The organism is Alteromonas sp. 1_MG-2023, assembly GCF_030547075.1.
Taxonomy (GTDB): domain Bacteria; phylum Pseudomonadota; class Gammaproteobacteria; order Enterobacterales; family Alteromonadaceae; genus Alteromonas.
The window spans coordinates 307301-322587 of record NZ_JAUOQH010000003.1 but is presented as its reverse complement, the minus strand read 5'-3'; the positions used below and the strand labels follow the sequence as shown (position 1 = coordinate 322587).

Annotated in this window: 14 protein-coding genes; 9 read left to right on the top strand and 5 right to left on the bottom strand. The window is 43.3% G+C overall.

What is annotated here, in order from left to right:
• The 3 genes from Q4561_RS05055 to Q4561_RS05045 all read left to right on the top strand — a co-directional run bounded on the left by Q4561_RS05055 (position 1) and on the right by Q4561_RS05045 (position 2866).
• Positions 1 to 1248: a dipeptidase gene (locus Q4561_RS05055; RefSeq protein WP_303458064.1), complete on the top strand. Its 1248-nt coding sequence runs from the start codon at positions 1 to 3 to the stop codon at positions 1246 to 1248.
• A gap of 136 nt (positions 1249 to 1384) precedes the next feature.
• On the top strand, positions 1385 to 1924 hold the full coding sequence (locus Q4561_RS05050; RefSeq protein ID WP_303458062.1) for a DsrE family protein: 540 nt from the start codon (positions 1385 to 1387) through the stop codon (positions 1922 to 1924).
• 93 nt (positions 1925 to 2017) lie between these two features.
• Entirely contained in the window at positions 2018 to 2866 is an 849-nt protein-coding gene (locus Q4561_RS05045; protein ID WP_303458060.1) for an ABC transporter substrate-binding protein, read from the top strand.
• 52 nt (positions 2867 to 2918) lie between these two features.
• Here Q4561_RS05045 and Q4561_RS05040 read toward each other — a convergent pair whose 3' ends face one another.
• Complete coding sequence (locus tag Q4561_RS05040) at positions 2919 to 4628, bottom strand: isovaleryl-CoA dehydrogenase (protein WP_303458058.1); 1710 nt, start codon at positions 4626 to 4628, stop codon at positions 2919 to 2921.
• Between the two features lie 187 nt (positions 4629 to 4815).
• Here Q4561_RS05040 and Q4561_RS05035 point away from each other — a divergent pair, with 187 nt between their 5' ends.
• From Q4561_RS05035 to Q4561_RS05010, 6 genes are all read left to right on the top strand, one after another.
• Complete coding sequence (locus Q4561_RS05035) at positions 4816 to 5634, top strand: PaaX family transcriptional regulator (RefSeq protein ID WP_303458056.1); 819 nt, start codon at positions 4816 to 4818, stop codon at positions 5632 to 5634.
• Positions 5635 to 5770: 136 nt separating this feature from the next.
• Entirely contained in the window at positions 5771 to 6883 is a 1113-nt protein-coding gene (locus tag Q4561_RS05030) for a hypothetical protein (protein WP_303458054.1), read from the top strand.
• 546 nt (positions 6884 to 7429) lie between these two features.
• The gene (locus tag Q4561_RS05025) at positions 7430 to 7894 is read left to right on the top strand and encodes a DUF3718 domain-containing protein (protein ID WP_303458053.1); all 465 of its coding nucleotides are present in this window, start codon (positions 7430 to 7432) and stop codon (positions 7892 to 7894) included.
• A 400-nt stretch (positions 7895 to 8294) separates the two neighbouring features.
• Positions 8295 to 9173 carry a YHYH protein gene (locus Q4561_RS05020; protein ID WP_303458051.1) on the top strand — a complete coding sequence of 293 codons (879 nt, stop codon included), beginning with the start codon at positions 8295 to 8297 and terminating at the stop codon, positions 9171 to 9173.
• A complete protein-coding gene (locus tag Q4561_RS05015) occupies positions 9160 to 9780 on the top strand; it encodes a toxin-antitoxin system YwqK family antitoxin (protein WP_303458049.1) in 621 nt (206 codons plus the stop codon). The genes Q4561_RS05020 and Q4561_RS05015 overlap by 14 nt, the downstream gene beginning before the upstream one ends.
• Entirely contained in the window at positions 9728 to 10453 is a 726-nt protein-coding gene (locus Q4561_RS05010; RefSeq protein WP_303458047.1) for an SCO family protein, read from the top strand. Before Q4561_RS05015 ends, Q4561_RS05010 begins: the two co-directional genes overlap by 53 nt.
• 27 nt (positions 10454 to 10480) lie before the next feature.
• Here the strand turns inward: Q4561_RS05010 and Q4561_RS05005 are convergent, their stop codons facing one another.
• From Q4561_RS05005 to Q4561_RS04990, 4 genes are all read right to left on the bottom strand, one after another.
• Positions 10481 to 11227, bottom strand: coding sequence for a LytTR family DNA-binding domain-containing protein (locus tag Q4561_RS05005; RefSeq protein ID WP_303458045.1), 747 nt, complete (start codon positions 11225 to 11227; stop codon positions 10481 to 10483).
• Positions 11224 to 12267 carry a sensor histidine kinase gene (locus Q4561_RS05000; protein ID WP_303458044.1) on the bottom strand — a complete coding sequence of 348 codons (1044 nt, stop codon included), beginning with the start codon at positions 12265 to 12267 and terminating at the stop codon, positions 11224 to 11226. The genes Q4561_RS05005 and Q4561_RS05000 overlap by 4 nt, the downstream gene beginning before the upstream one ends.
• Positions 12249 to 13712 (bottom strand): alpha/beta hydrolase, encoded by a 1464-nt coding sequence (locus tag Q4561_RS04995; RefSeq protein WP_303458043.1) that lies wholly within the window; start codon positions 13710 to 13712, stop codon positions 12249 to 12251. The genes Q4561_RS05000 and Q4561_RS04995 overlap by 19 nt, the downstream gene beginning before the upstream one ends.
• Before the next feature lie 181 nt (positions 13713 to 13893).
• Positions 13894 to 15222 (bottom strand): M24 family metallopeptidase, encoded by a 1329-nt coding sequence (locus tag Q4561_RS04990; RefSeq protein WP_303458042.1) that lies wholly within the window; start codon positions 15220 to 15222, stop codon positions 13894 to 13896.
• Positions 15223 to 15287: the final 65 nt, after the last annotated feature.

Here is a 15287-nt window from a genome sequence, read left to right as displayed (position 1 = left end):
ATGAATACGTTAAATAAAGCAATGGTTGCGGTCGTAGTCGCTCTGGGCCTTAGTGCTACAACACTAAGTACGGTAGCGCGTGCCGCTAATTCGGTATCGTTAGAAGAAGCGGAAGCTATTCAACGCAAACTGGTTACCTTGGACACCCACCTTGATACTCCCGCGCATTTGGTTAGGCCCGGTTTTGATATTATGAAACGGCATACTTATGGTCATGACTTTTCACAAGTTGATGTACCAAGAATGCAAGATGGGGCGCTAGATGGTGGATTTTGGGTGCTTTACACCCCTCAAGGACCTCTAACTACTGAAGGTTATCAGCAAAGCCGCGATACGGCTTTATTACGAGCCCTTGCAGTGCGCACCATGGTTACCGAAAACCCTGAAACTTTTGCGTTAGCGCTCGATCCCGAAGATGCGAGTGAAATTAAGAAAACCGGTAAACATATTGTTTATATAAGTATGGAAAATTCGTACCCTTTAGGTACGGATATGAGTCTACTTGAAACCTTCTACAAGTTTGGGTTACGAATGGCGGGTCCGGTACATTTCAAAAACAATCAGCTTGGTGATAGTTCTACCGATCCTGAAGGCGTGAAGTGGGATGGACTATCGCCATTAGGTGAAACTTTTGTGGCTGAGGCCAACAGACTTGGCATCGTTTTAGACGGTTCCCACGCTCACGATGAAACGGTTAAAGACATGATTAAGCTGTCTAAAACACCCATTATTTTGTCTCATACCGGTGTAAAAGCCATTTACGATCACCCGCGAAATATAGATGATGACTTGCTTAAAGAGCTTGCGGCATCTGGCGGTGTCATTCAAATGAATGCCTATAGTGATTACCTTACCGCATTACCTGAAAACCCTGAACGCAAAGAAGCGTACAAAGGTTTAATGGCCATGGTTAAGCAAGGTGTTGCGCCTGAAACTTTGGTAGAAAAGCGCAGAGAAATTGAGCATGAACATCCCGCCGTTAAAGCGTCTTTTGACGTATATATGAAACACTTTTTACACGCATTAGAGATCGTGGGGCCTAAGCATGTGGGTATAGGTGCTGACTGGGATGGCGGCGGTGGCGTAGAAGATATGATGGATGTAGTTAATCTACCCATGATTACTCAGCGACTGCTTGAAGAAGGTTATACCGAGGAAGATTTAGCAGATATATGGAGTGGTAATGCGTTAAGGCTACTTAAACAAGCCCAAGATTATGCTGCAACTTTGAAAACAGCGAGCGACTAGCTACGTTCGGCAAATAAATATATTCGGAAAATAGTTGCTCTGGATTGGCAAAGCGCTCTTTTGTTTGTACGAAAGGGCGCTTTTTGTTTCAATAAGTTATATAACAATAACTTAATAGCAGTCGCGTGGAGTAAATATGAAGTTTTTACCTTCTATTGTTTTAATATCAGCCTTATCGGTTTCCTCATTTGGCTATGCTGGCAGTGACAATTTTGCAGCAGGCCCAGTCTTCAAAAATTTCGGCAAGCATGCGCCCGTGCCGGGTGTGAGTGTGTCGCCGCAGCAACAATTCAAAGTAGCTTTCGATGTGGCAAAAGGTGCTGATGCGGGAAAAATAAATCGGAAATTCGACTCGCTTGCTCGTTTTATTAACATGCATGTGGCGAATGGCGCAAAGCTTGAAAACATTCAGCTAGCGTTAGTGGTTCATGGTTCAGCTACGCTCGATGTTATTAATAACGAAGCGTATCAGAAGCGAAATGGTGAAGATAACGGCAATCTGAACTTACTACGTGTGCTTATGGATAAAGGGGTGCGAGTGATAGTGTGCGGCCAATCATCGGCAGCCAATGATGTACAAAGTGACATGTTAATAGAGGGCGTTGAAATGGACTTATCTGCAATGACAGCCCATGCCCGATTAAGTGAGCAGGGTTACAGCACTAACCCGTTTTAAAAATTTTATACTTTCCTATACCCATTAACATGTTAACTGGTTAATATCTTTGTTTGAGAACAATAATTAAACAGTGTATTACTTGGATGCGTTGTGAAAATAGCTATTCAATTTATTTTAAACATTTGTATGTGTATAGCTGTCGCAAGCTTAGCAGGGGCTGGCTTTTCAAGTACAGCCCAAGCTAGTCTCGCGCCCGATTTGCCAAAATCCGAACTTTCTGAAGCGGATATCTACAATTTTGGCGTAAATTCCCCAGGTTCTTACCCGTACCTTTATTTGAATGAAAAAAATTCAGATTACAGTGGAATTGTAGTTAGGATATTTGAACACTTACAGAAGCAAAGCGGCATCAATGCAGACTATATAGATTCAAATAGTGCGAGGACTGAAGCTTTTGTTCGAAGCGGCGATTTCGATCTTTTCTTAACCACACCTTTATGGCTACAGAAGCCAGAAAAGCTAATATTTACCGACCCTGTCGTTAGCCATCAAACATTTTTGTATAGTGCCACTCCCTTTGATGCTAATGCTTTGTTGCAAGACCTAATCCCTGCAAAAATATGCACACGTGAAGGTTTCGTTTATAGCGGATTAACAGAATACTTTGAGCGCGGTGATTTTGTGCGCATTGAAGCCAGTAGCCAGAAACTCATGGCATCTATGCTGGTGGCAAACCGATGTGATTATGCTGTACTAAATAACTACAATGCTTGGCAGGTATTTTCTCAACCGGAAGTTTGTGAGCAAAAGAGCTATCAGTCGCCACAACCTACAAGTACTGTCAATCTGGTATTCGGCATGCGACCAGCACTAGAGAGTTTACGTCAGCGCATCAATAGCTTCTTAGCAGAAAGCAAACGGTCAGGGGTGTTAGACTCAATCATTGAAAATTACACCCGCCATATTACCTTTCCTGCCTCAACCCTTTGTTCTGATTAGCTGTCAGTCACTTGTGACTATCATTTACTAATTTTTAAAGACTAATTACTGTCTATTTTTCCTCAGACTTTAAGACTAATGCCCCTCTTTCAATAATGTCTTCAAACGGGGTGGTAGCGGGTAGGGTGCCAAACACCAGCCCTTGTTGTTTACCTAACCTTGCTTCGCAGAATGTATCTGCCATCACGTTGTCAACATCATTAATTAACAAGGCTGCTTGCATAGCAAGGGCGGTTTGTTCCGTGATAATGCGGCTGCGAATTTCAAGAGTGGCGGTGTCTTCGAAAGAATCTATAAGGCTTTGCAGGTGGATATCATAGAAAGCGTTTTTCCCTTTTGCGCTATTAAGCAAATCGAAAAGCGCAGCTTTGGATTCTGGCTCCTTGTTTAAGGCGCGAAGTACATCTAAGCATTGTACATTTCCGCTGCCTTCCCAAATCGAATTAAGCGGGGCTTGGCGATACAGCCGAGGTAAAATGTTTTCTTCCACATATCCAATGCCCCCTAAGCATTCTTGGGCTTCATTAATGAAAGCGGGCGTGCGCTTACAAATCCAGTATTTTCCGATGGCGGTTGCGATGCGTGCTAGCGCGGCTTCTTTCAGATCAGTTTTACTTGCATCAACGGCGCGGGCCACTCGCATGGTTAGTGCCAGCGAAGCGGTACATTCAAGAGTAAGGTCGGCAATTACATTTTGCATTAAAGGCTGACTAATCAGTTTGGCACCAAATGCCTCACGGTTACTAACGTGATGATGAGCTTGCACTAGCGCTTGTCTCATAGAAGCCGAAGAGCCAATCATACAGTCAAGCCGAGTAAGGGAAACCATATCAATGATCACACGTACGCCTCGACCTTCTTCACCTATTAAATGGGCTGTAGCGCCTTGAAATTCTACTTCAGATGACGCATTGCTCCAGTCGCCTAACTTGTCTTTCAAGCGTTGAATGCGTACTTCGTTTAAGGTGCCATCAGGCATAACTCGTGGTAGTAGAAAGCAGCCAAGTCCAGCGTCAGTTTGCGCAAGAATTAAATGCCCATCGCACATAGGGGCAGAAAAGAAAAACTTGTGCCCCACAATACGGTAACTGCCATCTTGTTGCTTGGTGGCGGTAGTCGTGTTGCGACGTACATCTGAGCCACCTTGTTTTTCGGTCATTCCCATACCGATGGATAGACCATTTTTCTGTTCTGCTGCTAGTGTGCGGCTATCATATTGGCCATGCACTACCTTATCTACCCAATAGTTTGGTAAATCTTTAGCTTGTCTCAGTGCTGGAATGGCGGCATGGGTCATGGTGAGAGGGCAGGTGGTACCTGCATCGGCCTGAGATTGCATAAATATTAATGCGGCTCTTACCACATGGGCGCCTTGCTGGCTTTCATTTTGCCAAGAGTAATTATGCACATTTCCGAACATGGCCGCGTTCATAAGCGCGTGGTAGCTAGGGTGAAATGCCACATCATCGATTCTGCGACCGTAGCGGTCGAAAGGGTGAAACTCTGGCTTATTCTTATTGGCAAGTTCGCCGTGCTCCATTAATTCAAAGCCCACTACTTTTCCAAAGGTACTTAGCTGGGTTTCTATTTTAGCATTTGGTGCAGTAGTTGGATCAGCATTTGGCGATGTTAAGTTAGTCAGAACCGCGTGTTTTAGCAGTGCGTCTTGCTCCCACAAATTATAGGCGGGTAAAGGCGTCGGTTGATTTTCGACATCATGAGTTTTAAAAAAAGTAGGTGCGCTAATAGTAGAGGAAGACATAGTAAATTCGCCTGAGAAATTTATTGAACATTACTCCTGGTGTCTTTTTGTGTCAAATTTTGTAATTTAGTCGAGTGACTTAGGTTAAGTGAGTAGGAGGGAAGAGGATATTCTTTGTAAATACATGACATTTAGGTAAAGTGCTCAATAGATGTCGTTTTAATTACTCATAGATTGGTAACGCAATATGCTACCCGAACAGCGTAGTGGAAAAACTACCGTAAAACCTGTGGCTCGCCACCTGCTAATGAAGCTACTTGGCTCTCGGCCGGGTATAAAAATGGATGCAGCCAGTGCGGTTAGAGTAGGTGCCTTATTTGGTATTTCTGAAAATAATATTCGGGTAACCCTTACCCGCTTGCAGTCAGCAAACCTGCTTAAGCTGGTGGAACGAGGCTATTATCAATTAGGTAAGGAAGGCGAGCAATTTGCTGCTGAAATTAGTAGCTGGCACACTGCAGAGTCTAGATTATGTGAGTGGCGAGGAGACTGGATCACCGTACTTACCAGTGCATTGGCCAAAAGTGATCGCAAGGCTATTCGAGCGCAAGACAGAGCGCTGAAATTATTGGGGCTGAAAAAGCTTTCAGCCGATTTTTATGTCAGGCCGAATAATCTAAATGACAGCGTCGATACAATACGTGAGCGATTGTATCTACTAGGATTAGATAAAAGTGCCATCGTTTTTAATGGCTCAGACTTTGCCAAAGCGACAGTGAAAAAAGCCTCAGGCCTATGGCAAACAAAAGCACTTGAAACAAGCTACGAAGAAGGGCTAATTGAACTCGCTCGGTCGCGCAAGCGTATAGATGGTTTGTCATTAGACGATGCTGCAAAGGAATACTATGTAGTGGGCGACAATGCCCTAAAACGTTTAGTGTTCGATCCGCTGCTCCCAGCACCTTTAGTGAACGTAGAGCTGCGACAAGCTTTTCGCGCTAAAGTGGAAGAGTACGATAAAGCTGGCACTGAAGTCTGGTATGAATTTTTAAATATCAATAAATGACGCGACAGGTACGAGCACGGAGGTGCTTGCCTGATGTTATCTTTGTGGCACACTGTAATTCGAATTACCGACCGTTGTTTGCCAAGCTATACAAAGAAAAATTGCTAACTTAAATACGTGACATGGAATAAGTAGTATGACGTCAAACCGCCCTTTGTTTAAACACATTCGAAATCACACTGCGCTGTTCAGTGAGTTGTCTCGGTATCGCAACCTTGCTGTTGAAGGCTTAGGTTTCTCTCAGTACGAATTTCATAAAACCCCTAAGTTTGTTGCAGAAGACGGCCGTCGGCTAACTATTGAGCCCGAGCGAAGTATTGTGTTGCCAAACGTTGAGCAACTTAAGGGCGTGAAAAGTAAGCTTGAAAAAGCCATTCCTACGCTCACCATGGTAGATAACAGCGAGATTGGTTATCGCTATCCTACCGCCGCTTTGGCGGGTTTAGATGCTCCCTTTATCAAGCGTATGCGCTCTGAATATTTTCATCGCGTTGATGAAGATAGGAGTATCTGTCGCCCAGTTAACCTTTCCTATGGCATTAAAAGCCGCGGAAAGGCTGACAACCGGCAGGAGTATGAAGTATGGATGCCAGACGAAGCGCCAGAGCAAAGCCCTTTGCCATTGCTTATTAATTTATATGGCGAAGACTTACCTAACGATGTCCGCCATTTTGTTGAACAGCCTTCAAAAGTGCATGGTTGGATGGGGGTAAAGCGAGCTGCTTTTGAAGCTTTGTATCAAAACAAGGAAATGTGTGGCGATTTGGTGATTTGTGTTGCCATGAGTGTAGATGCCTACAATATTGGCGCGCGTCCTGACTTATCGTACTCACCGGAAGCGGAAAGTAGCATTGCAGCAAGTAACGCAGAGTTAGAATGGGAAATTGAAGGCTACTATGCTCCGCGTGGTTGGAAGTTTGACCATGATATGGTGTGGTCGGCGATTAACCATACATTAGTGGCAATTAATGCACCTTTGACTGATTTATACGGCAGCACTATTTTGCCGGTGATAGAAAGTAAAACAGAACGCATTTTATCTACGCTAACGAATTTAGGTGTGCGCCAAGAAGAGATTGATGAAATGAACCTTCAACCTTGGGAATTCATGCTTAATGAAAGCGCCCATAGGGTGAAATCTCACGATCCCTCTCGACCCGTGAATTTATTAGGCAGGTTGAACCGTTTGTTCTATCAACAAGATCGCAAACTTCCTTCACTGAACTGGATGCATGATTTAATCACCTAGTAGTTAAAGTATAAAAACTGTTAGCGCTATTAACTTAATGACTAATGCCTGCCGCACTAAAGCCGGTGGGCATTTTTGTGTGACACCTTTCATTACTCTACCGGACGCAGCCTATGACCAACCGTCATCGTCATGACTAATGCCATTATTCTTTCCATCACCACTACTTTTACTATCGCCATTCTAAAGCGCCCCCATTACCGCCATTGCCACCATAGCACTTTCACTATCTGGGAATGTAGGTCTATGCGTTTAAACAGTTAAGCACTTCGATAATTTCAAAAATTTACGATCACGCATGCTTAATATAGCCATTTTCAATATTAAATAACAATTATGTACGTTGCATATTGTCGTATTTTGTAACAACGATTGTTAAAAAAGTTAATTTTTGTAAAAAACTTACAGAACTGATGTGAAAAGTACAATTATTTGCCGCTTTCTGTAATTAAATTACGAAATAGGCTTTCTTTTACGTAATTTTTAGTCATAATGTACTCGTTGCTTAAGAAAACTCTAATTTAATTACACAATAGGTACTACATTATGAAACTGTCAACTTTCGCCATTGCTTTAATCTCTTCAGTAGCGTCTTTACATGCTTTTGCTCAAGACGTTCGTTTAAACCCAGTTAACCAAAATATTGAAACTCAAGCTTGCTACACTGCCGCTACCGAAGGCTACACAGCAGCAAAACGCTTAATCCGTGAGAATGGTTTAAACGTTGAGTCTTTCAGTGCATCATTGCTTTGTAACGATGTAAGCCTCAGAAAGTTTGCAGACTTATACAGCAACAAAACCGCACCAGAAGCTAAAGCGATAACGCTTGTTGCTAAGAACGAAGATATTGCTTCACAAGCATGTCTTGATGCGGTTTCAATCGGTACAGAAAAAGCACTTGTTAAGCACGGATTAGTAGGCGAAACCATTATCTGTAACCATAAAGAAATGTCAGCATTTGCTCGTGCATACAGCACAGAATCAGTAGTTGTACGTCCACTTTCTGAATAGTTCAGCTACACTGATTTAACGTTCGTTTACAGTTTCATGGCCCACTCGGCAACTGGGTGGGCCAGTAACTTATTTAACACCTTCGCATCTGCGCTTTATCCGCCTCTTTAACCAACACAAATACACACCTACTTAAAACCTCAACACTTGTTTATTAATGCTAATTACTTAGCGCTACTTACTTAAAGCTACTGGCCCTGTACTTTATCACCAACAAAAGTAGCCACCATTCACTGGTCATTCGTTTATCCCTTTTTCCAACTTCAATCTCCTTTGAATATGCACATTGTGCACGCAATCCCTGTGCTAATTTACTGACTATTCACGATCCTTACGTTTGTTTGCATTGTGTATAAACGTATGAATATTGCTGCAGTAAATACCAATAGAGAGAATCACTATGTCGAAAAGCCACTACGCACTACGTGCATTATTTTGTGTAAGTATTTTGTCGGTATTAACAGCGTGTGGCGGAAGTTCGTCTACCGATGAAACGGCAGATAGCGGTACCAGTGTTGATACCGGAACCGGAGTAGATACAGGTAGCGACAGTGATTCGAGTACCACAACGTGCGACTCACCTATGACGGAGCTTTCAAGTGCCTATCTTGAATTTGTAGCAGCACCTAATGTCACTATTGTGTTGTCTGAAGATGGATGCACAGTGTCGCTGGAGTCGGCCGGAAAACCTGACCATACGTCGTCGTACTGGGATTCAGGCAATGCCAGCGGTTTATATGTTGAACCTGAAGATGAAACCTTATTTAACCAACAACGCTCTCCTGGCGACATTGAAGATTATATTAACGATTACGACTTAACTGTACCCGTGTCACCTGAGCTTGCGGCAACTTCATCAGCCACGCCGTTAGGTGCAATAGGCATTGCCTTAAGCGGCGCGCCCATTTTCAACGATTCAGAAGGTACGGGAGATGTATCGCTAGGTGTAATACAAGGGTTTGATCGCAATGGTGCTCACACTGGCCCAGAAACTTATCACTACCATTTAGAGCCACAAGCTATCTCCTACGATGATGATTCGCTGGTAGGCATTATGGCTGACGGTTTTTTTATCTTCGGAAGACGTTGTTACTCAACCGTAGGCTACCCGACCGACCTTGATGAATCTAACGGCCATACATCAATTACCCTTTATACCGGTGCCTCAGAAGAGGATGCTGAATATCACTATCATGTATCGACTGAACAATACTTAAATGGCGACTATTACCTTATTTTTCCAGGTAACTTTCAAGGTACGCCGAGTGATATTAACTAAACCACCAGCCTACAAAGTGCTGCTGTTCTGCGCACTTTGGTTAGCTGCAACTTACGTGGCGGTAGCTTTTAGCGATAGACCACAGTTAGTGGTGTATGAAAGTGACATATCACTTAATAAACAAGGCGTTCGCATATTTCAAAATGCACCGTTTACAGGAAAAGTGGTGCGCTATCACTCCTCAGGCACACTTGCGACAGAAGATGAGTTCATTGCCGGACGCCGTGCAGGCGTGGCTAGAAAGTGGTTTTCGAACGGCACCTTAGGTTACGAAGCTTACTATGTTTCTGGGGTACGAGAGGGCAGCGCAAAAACATGGTGGGTAAACGGAAACCTTCGTTCGGCATTCGTATATGAAAACGGCAAGGTCGAAGGTGAAGGATGGCGTTGGTATAGAAGTGGTGCCAAGTTTAAGAAGTTTAATTATCACAGCGGGCAACCAACGGGCTTGCAGCAAGCGTGGCGTAAAAACGGCACCTTATACTCAAATTTCGAATACAAAAATGGGCGGATTTATGGGCTTAGAAAAGCAAACAACTGTGTGGGGCTTGAAGATGAAGTTATCTCTATTGATTACTACAAAAATCAAGCAGGTCTTAGCTTCTAGCGTATTGTTGCTGCTAGGCAGTACCGGTGCAATGACGGCAACTGCAGCCTGCGGTGCTGACGATTTAGCTTACCAGATACCTTACTACAACAGTAAAGAGTTCACGCCTCATTGGATAGAAAGCGGAAGCAAAGAACTTAGCGATTTTCACCAAATACCGCCCTTTAGTTTCATCAATCAAGATGGGGAAGAAGTTAGCGAGAAAGACTTCGAGAATAAAATCTATGTAGCGGGCTTTTTCTTCAGCACGTGCCCAGGTATTTGCCCGATGATCCGCTCTAAGTTGGCGAAGGTGCAAGAGACGTTTATTGATAACGATAACGTAAAAATTCTTCAGCACTCGATTAGGCCGCATACCGATACGGTTGAATTGCTTAAAGCCTATGCGGATAAAAACGGTATTGTAAGTAAAAAGTGGCATTTGGCGACAGGCGAGCGAGATGCTATTTATTCACTGGCAAAAAGTGCGTACTTCGCCAGCGACGACTTGGGTAACTTGCAAAATACAGAAGATTTTTTGCATACCGAAAGCCTATTATTAATAGATCAGAATCGTCATATTAGAGGCATATACAACGGGCTCAATAGCGCTTCTGTCGATTATTTGATAGCGGATATTAAAGCGCTAGAAGCGCAAGGAACAGGCTTAACCTCTAAAGAGGTCGCAGAATAAGAAAAGTAAACAGGGTAACGTGGGATGTTAGAGCGCAAACCTGCCTTTAAATAAGCTGGTTTGTCTTCGCGACACTTCCACTTTAGCGCCGCTTTCCATTGTCAACTCTAACGCACCAGAGCTACATGGTTGAACGGCAGTTATTTTATCTAACTGTACGATGAAGCTTCTACTTACACGGAAAAAGTGGTTGTCGGGAAGGCGTTTTTCAATTTGGGCTAACGTTCTATTCAACATTGGGTGTTTACCTTCAAAGTGTACTTGAGTGTAATTGCCCATGGCCTCGAAGCGTTCTACTTTAGATAACGGAATTAGCCAGCATTGGGTACCATCTTTAACAAAAAAACGCTCCTCCATTGTCATAGGTGAAGCAGCCGAGGTCTTAGTTTCTTCCAATGCTAAGCTTAGGGATAATTTTTTACAGGCTTGCGCAAGTCTGGTTTGTGTAATTGGTTTTAGTAAATAATCTACGGCGTTATTTTCGAATGCATCTAAAGCGTATTGTTCAAAGGCAGTGGTGAAAATAACCTTTGGAGCGGGCAGCAATTCAGTCAGTAAATCAAACCCGTTTCCGTCGGGTAAATTTATATCTAGAAAAATAACGTCTATTTGATGCTGGGCTAAAGCATCGCTAGCTTGGGCTAAATTTTCCGCTTCGGCTACCAGCGTAATATTGGGTATTTGGGTAAGTTGAGATTTTAGCTCGACACGACCCAATCGAGAATCTTCTACAATCATCGCACTATAACTTCTGGTTTGCGGGGTTGATGTCATTGACCTTCCTTGATAACAATTTTTGCAGACACTTGATGTTGGTTTTCAGTTAGAGAGAACTGTGCGCTGTCGGCGTAAAGTAAATTCAAACGCTGCTTAATGTTAGTGATGCCTAAACTTGTAGAGCCTTTTGAAGGCGTTAAATTACCTGGATTAACAACCTCAATTGATAAATTGTTATCGGCAATTATATTAATGGTAACAGTGCCCCCAGATACTAGTGCCCCAATGCCATGCTTTATGGCGTTTTCAACCAGCAATTGAAGTGCTAAACAAGGCACCTGCCACTTTTCAGTATTGCCAAACACGTTCCAAACTACCCGCAAACGGTTTTCAAATTGAAGCTTATTTAATTGAATAAAGCTTTTAGTAAGATCAATTTCTTGGGGTAATGACCATACTTTGTCTTGCTTAGTTTGCAGTGTAGTTCTAAGTACTTCCGACAGTTGTGCTAAGCTATCTCTGGCCTTATTAGTGTCTTCTAAAATAAGTGCTCGAATATTGTTAATGACGTTGAACATAAAGTGAGGGTTAAGCTGATTAATCAACAAGTCCATCTGACTTGACGCTAACGCTTGGCGTAATTCGGCTTCACGTCGATAGGCTAGTTTCAACGATTTTTGACGTTTTAGAAGTAAGTAAACCGCTGACCAACATAGCAAAAAAATGAAAATAGTAGGGAAGGAGGCCACGAGTTGCAGTATGGGTAAGCTGCCCACGTCGCCAAATAAATACTGTTGATTGGGTAGTAAGACTAAGCCAACTATTAATATAGCGATACACGACGCAGCAGCACTGCCTAATATTGCTTGCCCAACCCCTTTGGGAATGGAAGCTGAAACTTGGTCTCGATAAAATCTTTGAAGAAAACCGCTGGCTGCAAGAAGCGCAAAAAACAAGCTCAAGGAGTTTACCAACTCGCCCAGTTTATAATGGGTAAAGTAACCACGGGCTAATAAGTTGAACAAGGTTAAGCTGCCCCAAATAGCAATTTGGAACAGCCAAAAGCTTATGTTTTGCTTCATTGTTGTGTTAGCCAAAGGCTTATATCCTCAACGACTTCGGGAAATAGGGTTGTGCTAATCCCTGCATACTCTTCTGGTAAGCCTTTGTCTGCGGGTTGTAATAGGTGGTTTAGGTTAGGGTAAATTTTATAAGTTAGCCATTGTTTATCAATAGATTGAATAAAGCCATCGATGTTTTGACGAACCGGAACCTGTAAGTCTTTAGCACCATGCACTGCGAAAACGGGAAGGGATAACTTTTGAAGGTAAGTCTTCGGGTCGGTTTTAATAAAATATTGCATCCATACAGACGTTAGCTGAGACACTTGTGCATCCTGCTGAGAAGCGGGTATATCGGCAGCTGATATCAGTGCTTTTATATCTTCGTCAGAACGATTTTGTGCTACAGCCTGTATCAGTTTTCGTTGCAGTTTATCGTCTTTCTCAAGTTCACTACCGGCCATACCCCGCACCTTTTGAATCAGGTAGGATTGGTCGATTAATACCTCACCCCCTGTTGTGCTGGGTCCCGCGAGTGAGATAAAAAAGTCGGCAGAAGTATTCTTTGTATTGGCCAACGCGATGGCGGCAATGAGACTGCCTTCACTGTGGCCGATGTAGCCTATTTTACTTGAAGCCACTGTATCATGGTGCTTTAAAAACCTAAGTGCAGCATTTGCATCGTTAGCAAAATCTTCGCTGGTGGCGCTAACATACTCCCCGCCTGATTCACCAACGCCTCTGTCGTCGAATCTTAGCACTGCTATACCCTTTTTAGTGAGTAAATCAGCGAGCACGGCGTATAGCTTGTGGCCAACAATATCACCGTCTCTTTGGGTTGGCCCTGAGCCTGACAAAATAACAGCGGTATGAGTAAAAGGCTGGTCGGGTATAAACAATGTGCCGGCCAACGTATGCCCTTCTTTTTCATTTTCAAAGCTAACCTGCTCTACCGTATAGCGGGGCGTTGGACTTGGATCTTGAGGTTTAGCTTGGCGAGTAACCTTGACTTGGGTTTTGACCAAGTCAACAGGTGCGCTAAAGCTACCTTGCTGGTAAACGCCTTTTATTGCATTTTTTTCCAATGTACCTTCGTAGCGTATACCTGCGGCATTTAATACTAACGTAATGCCATTTCCTATCTGCGAAACACGGTCGAATTGAAGGCCAAACTGGTTTTGAGCTGGAACATCTAAAGTGGCTAGCAAGCCACTTTCTGAATTCTTGATGTTAAACACAAATTCAATACTTTGGTTTTCGCTGACGCTTAATTGCCCTTTCCAATGGCCTACAAATTTTTCCCGACTAATGCCTTCATTGTTTACGGAAACTGTTGAAGTTGATGCGTCTGAATCAACGGCGCTACTCAAGCTTTTGGGGCTAGCCTCATTATTAAGTGACTGAATATTAGCTGCAGAGCAATTAAAGAAAAGGCTGCTGGCAAGTACGGTCGCGATGGTTACGTGTAAATATGATTTCATTTTTATTTCCTCTTAAGTAAGTAGAGCCAGCTTACGTTTAAGAAAATGAGGTATGAGCTTTTTTATATAAGCGGTAAATAAATCATGTGAGCGGTGCGAAAGTGAGGACGGAACAATAGCCGTATCTTGAAAACTCGGGGCGCGCTTAAAATACATTAATAAGCGCGCATTAATCTGTAGATTACTGTTCTGGGGAAGAAATGAGATGCAGTACTTTTTGTCTTCCGTCGAGATACTCTACTTTTTCACCATCAAAAAACGCATCTTCCTCCAACATAATGCGTATGTCTTTATCCCATTCTGGAATATAGGTTGCGGCGTTCAGTTCAATGGAATAAACCGTGTTTGGATACATAGGATAGTCGCCCTGAACGGGAACCCCTTCTTGTGCATCCCACATACCGATGGTGGGGCCTGCTGCGTGACCATGAAACCCAAGGGGGTGAGTATAAATAGCGGGTGTCAGACCTTCTTCTATGGCTTGTTCTCGAGACATTTTTAAAATCTCATTACCAGTACGACCCACTTTAAAATGGTTGGTAAGGATATCTTGCAAACGGTTACCTGCCGCGAAGGCTTTTATAATGCTCTCAGGAGGCGCAGTTTCGCCAGCTTTCAATACATAGGCATGCTGTTGTTGGTCGGTGTTTAAGCGCAGGTAAGTAATGCCAAAATCAACATGGATAAGGTCTCCTGGCTGAATAACATTTTCACCAGCGCGCTTACTAAACGCTTTTATTTGATCAAATTTTTCATTGTCGGCACGTTGAATAGACACTGAAGGATGAAACCAGTTTTCTAACCCTAATGCCTTGCTTTGATCACGAAGCCACCATATGACATCGTCAGTGGTGGTGATTCCTGGGGTAATAACTTCATTTGAAAAAGCCGTTGCAATAAGTTTGTGACCAATTTGAGTCAGGGTAGGGTAGTGTTGCATTTCAAGCTTACTACGAGTTTCTAGCCAAGCAATAGCAAGTTTTTCACCTGATACCACACGGTCTTTGAAGGTAGGAGAAAGGGCGGCCATAAACTTGCGGTTTTCAGTGCTACTCATACCATCAGCAAGTGCAAATGCATCGGACACATTCACTGCAATTCGTTTAGGGTTTCGCTCTTCAATAACGTCAGCAAGTGCTTCCCACTGATTAGGCTGAGCTTCTTTGTCCCATACTTTTTCGAATAAATCGGCCACTGCGTAACGTGCTACGGCGAGGCGCTCTAGAGGTTTTCCTTCGCCAGGGTTATAGATAACCAACATGGTATGCCTGCGAGCAGATAGCCACGTTGATGGCAGCATAGTTTTAATTACGGGGTCTTCATTGTATTCCCGCGACATGATTACCCACATATCAATTTTAGTACGCTGCATAAGACTGGGTAAAACCTGCTCGAATCGTTGTGCGAGTATTTCATCAACCAACTCGCTCCTTGCCTGCATATCCATGACATCCTTGGCCATACATTGCAAACTCACTAACAATAAAACAAGTGTACAAACTGCTCTCATTCCCTTTCCTTATTGGTTTGAATTATAAGCATGTAATTAATCAAACTAGCACATGCGGTTTAGCT

Excerpts from the sequence above, each read along its gene's own strand:
- Q4561_RS05055 (WP_303458064.1), top strand. The coding sequence starts at position 1 with ATGAATACGTTAAATAAAGCAATGGTTGCGGTCGTAGTCGCTCTGGGC.
- Q4561_RS05050 (WP_303458062.1), top strand. The coding sequence starts at position 1,385 with ATGAAGTTTTTACCTTCTATTGTTTTAATATCAGCCTTATCGGTTTCC.
- Q4561_RS05040 (WP_303458058.1), bottom strand. The coding sequence starts at position 4,628 with ATGTCTTCCTCTACTATTAGCGCACCTACTTTTTTTAAAACTCATGAT.
- Q4561_RS05035 (WP_303458056.1), top strand. The coding sequence starts at position 4,816 with ATGCTACCCGAACAGCGTAGTGGAAAAACTACCGTAAAACCTGTGGCT.
- Q4561_RS05030 (WP_303458054.1), top strand. The coding sequence starts at position 5,771 with ATGACGTCAAACCGCCCTTTGTTTAAACACATTCGAAATCACACTGCG.
- Q4561_RS05025 (WP_303458053.1), top strand. The coding sequence starts at position 7,430 with ATGAAACTGTCAACTTTCGCCATTGCTTTAATCTCTTCAGTAGCGTCT.
- Q4561_RS05020 (WP_303458051.1), top strand. The coding sequence starts at position 8,295 with ATGTCGAAAAGCCACTACGCACTACGTGCATTATTTTGTGTAAGTATT.
- Q4561_RS05010 (WP_303458047.1), top strand. The coding sequence starts at position 9,728 with ATGAAGTTATCTCTATTGATTACTACAAAAATCAAGCAGGTCTTAGCT.
- Q4561_RS05005 (WP_303458045.1), bottom strand. The coding sequence starts at position 11,227 with ATGACATCAACCCCGCAAACCAGAAGTTATAGTGCGATGATTGTAGAA.
- Q4561_RS04995 (WP_303458043.1), bottom strand. The coding sequence starts at position 13,712 with ATGAAATCATATTTACACGTAACCATCGCGACCGTACTTGCCAGCAGC.
- Q4561_RS04990 (WP_303458042.1), bottom strand. The coding sequence starts at position 15,222 with ATGAGAGCAGTTTGTACACTTGTTTTATTGTTAGTGAGTTTGCAATGT.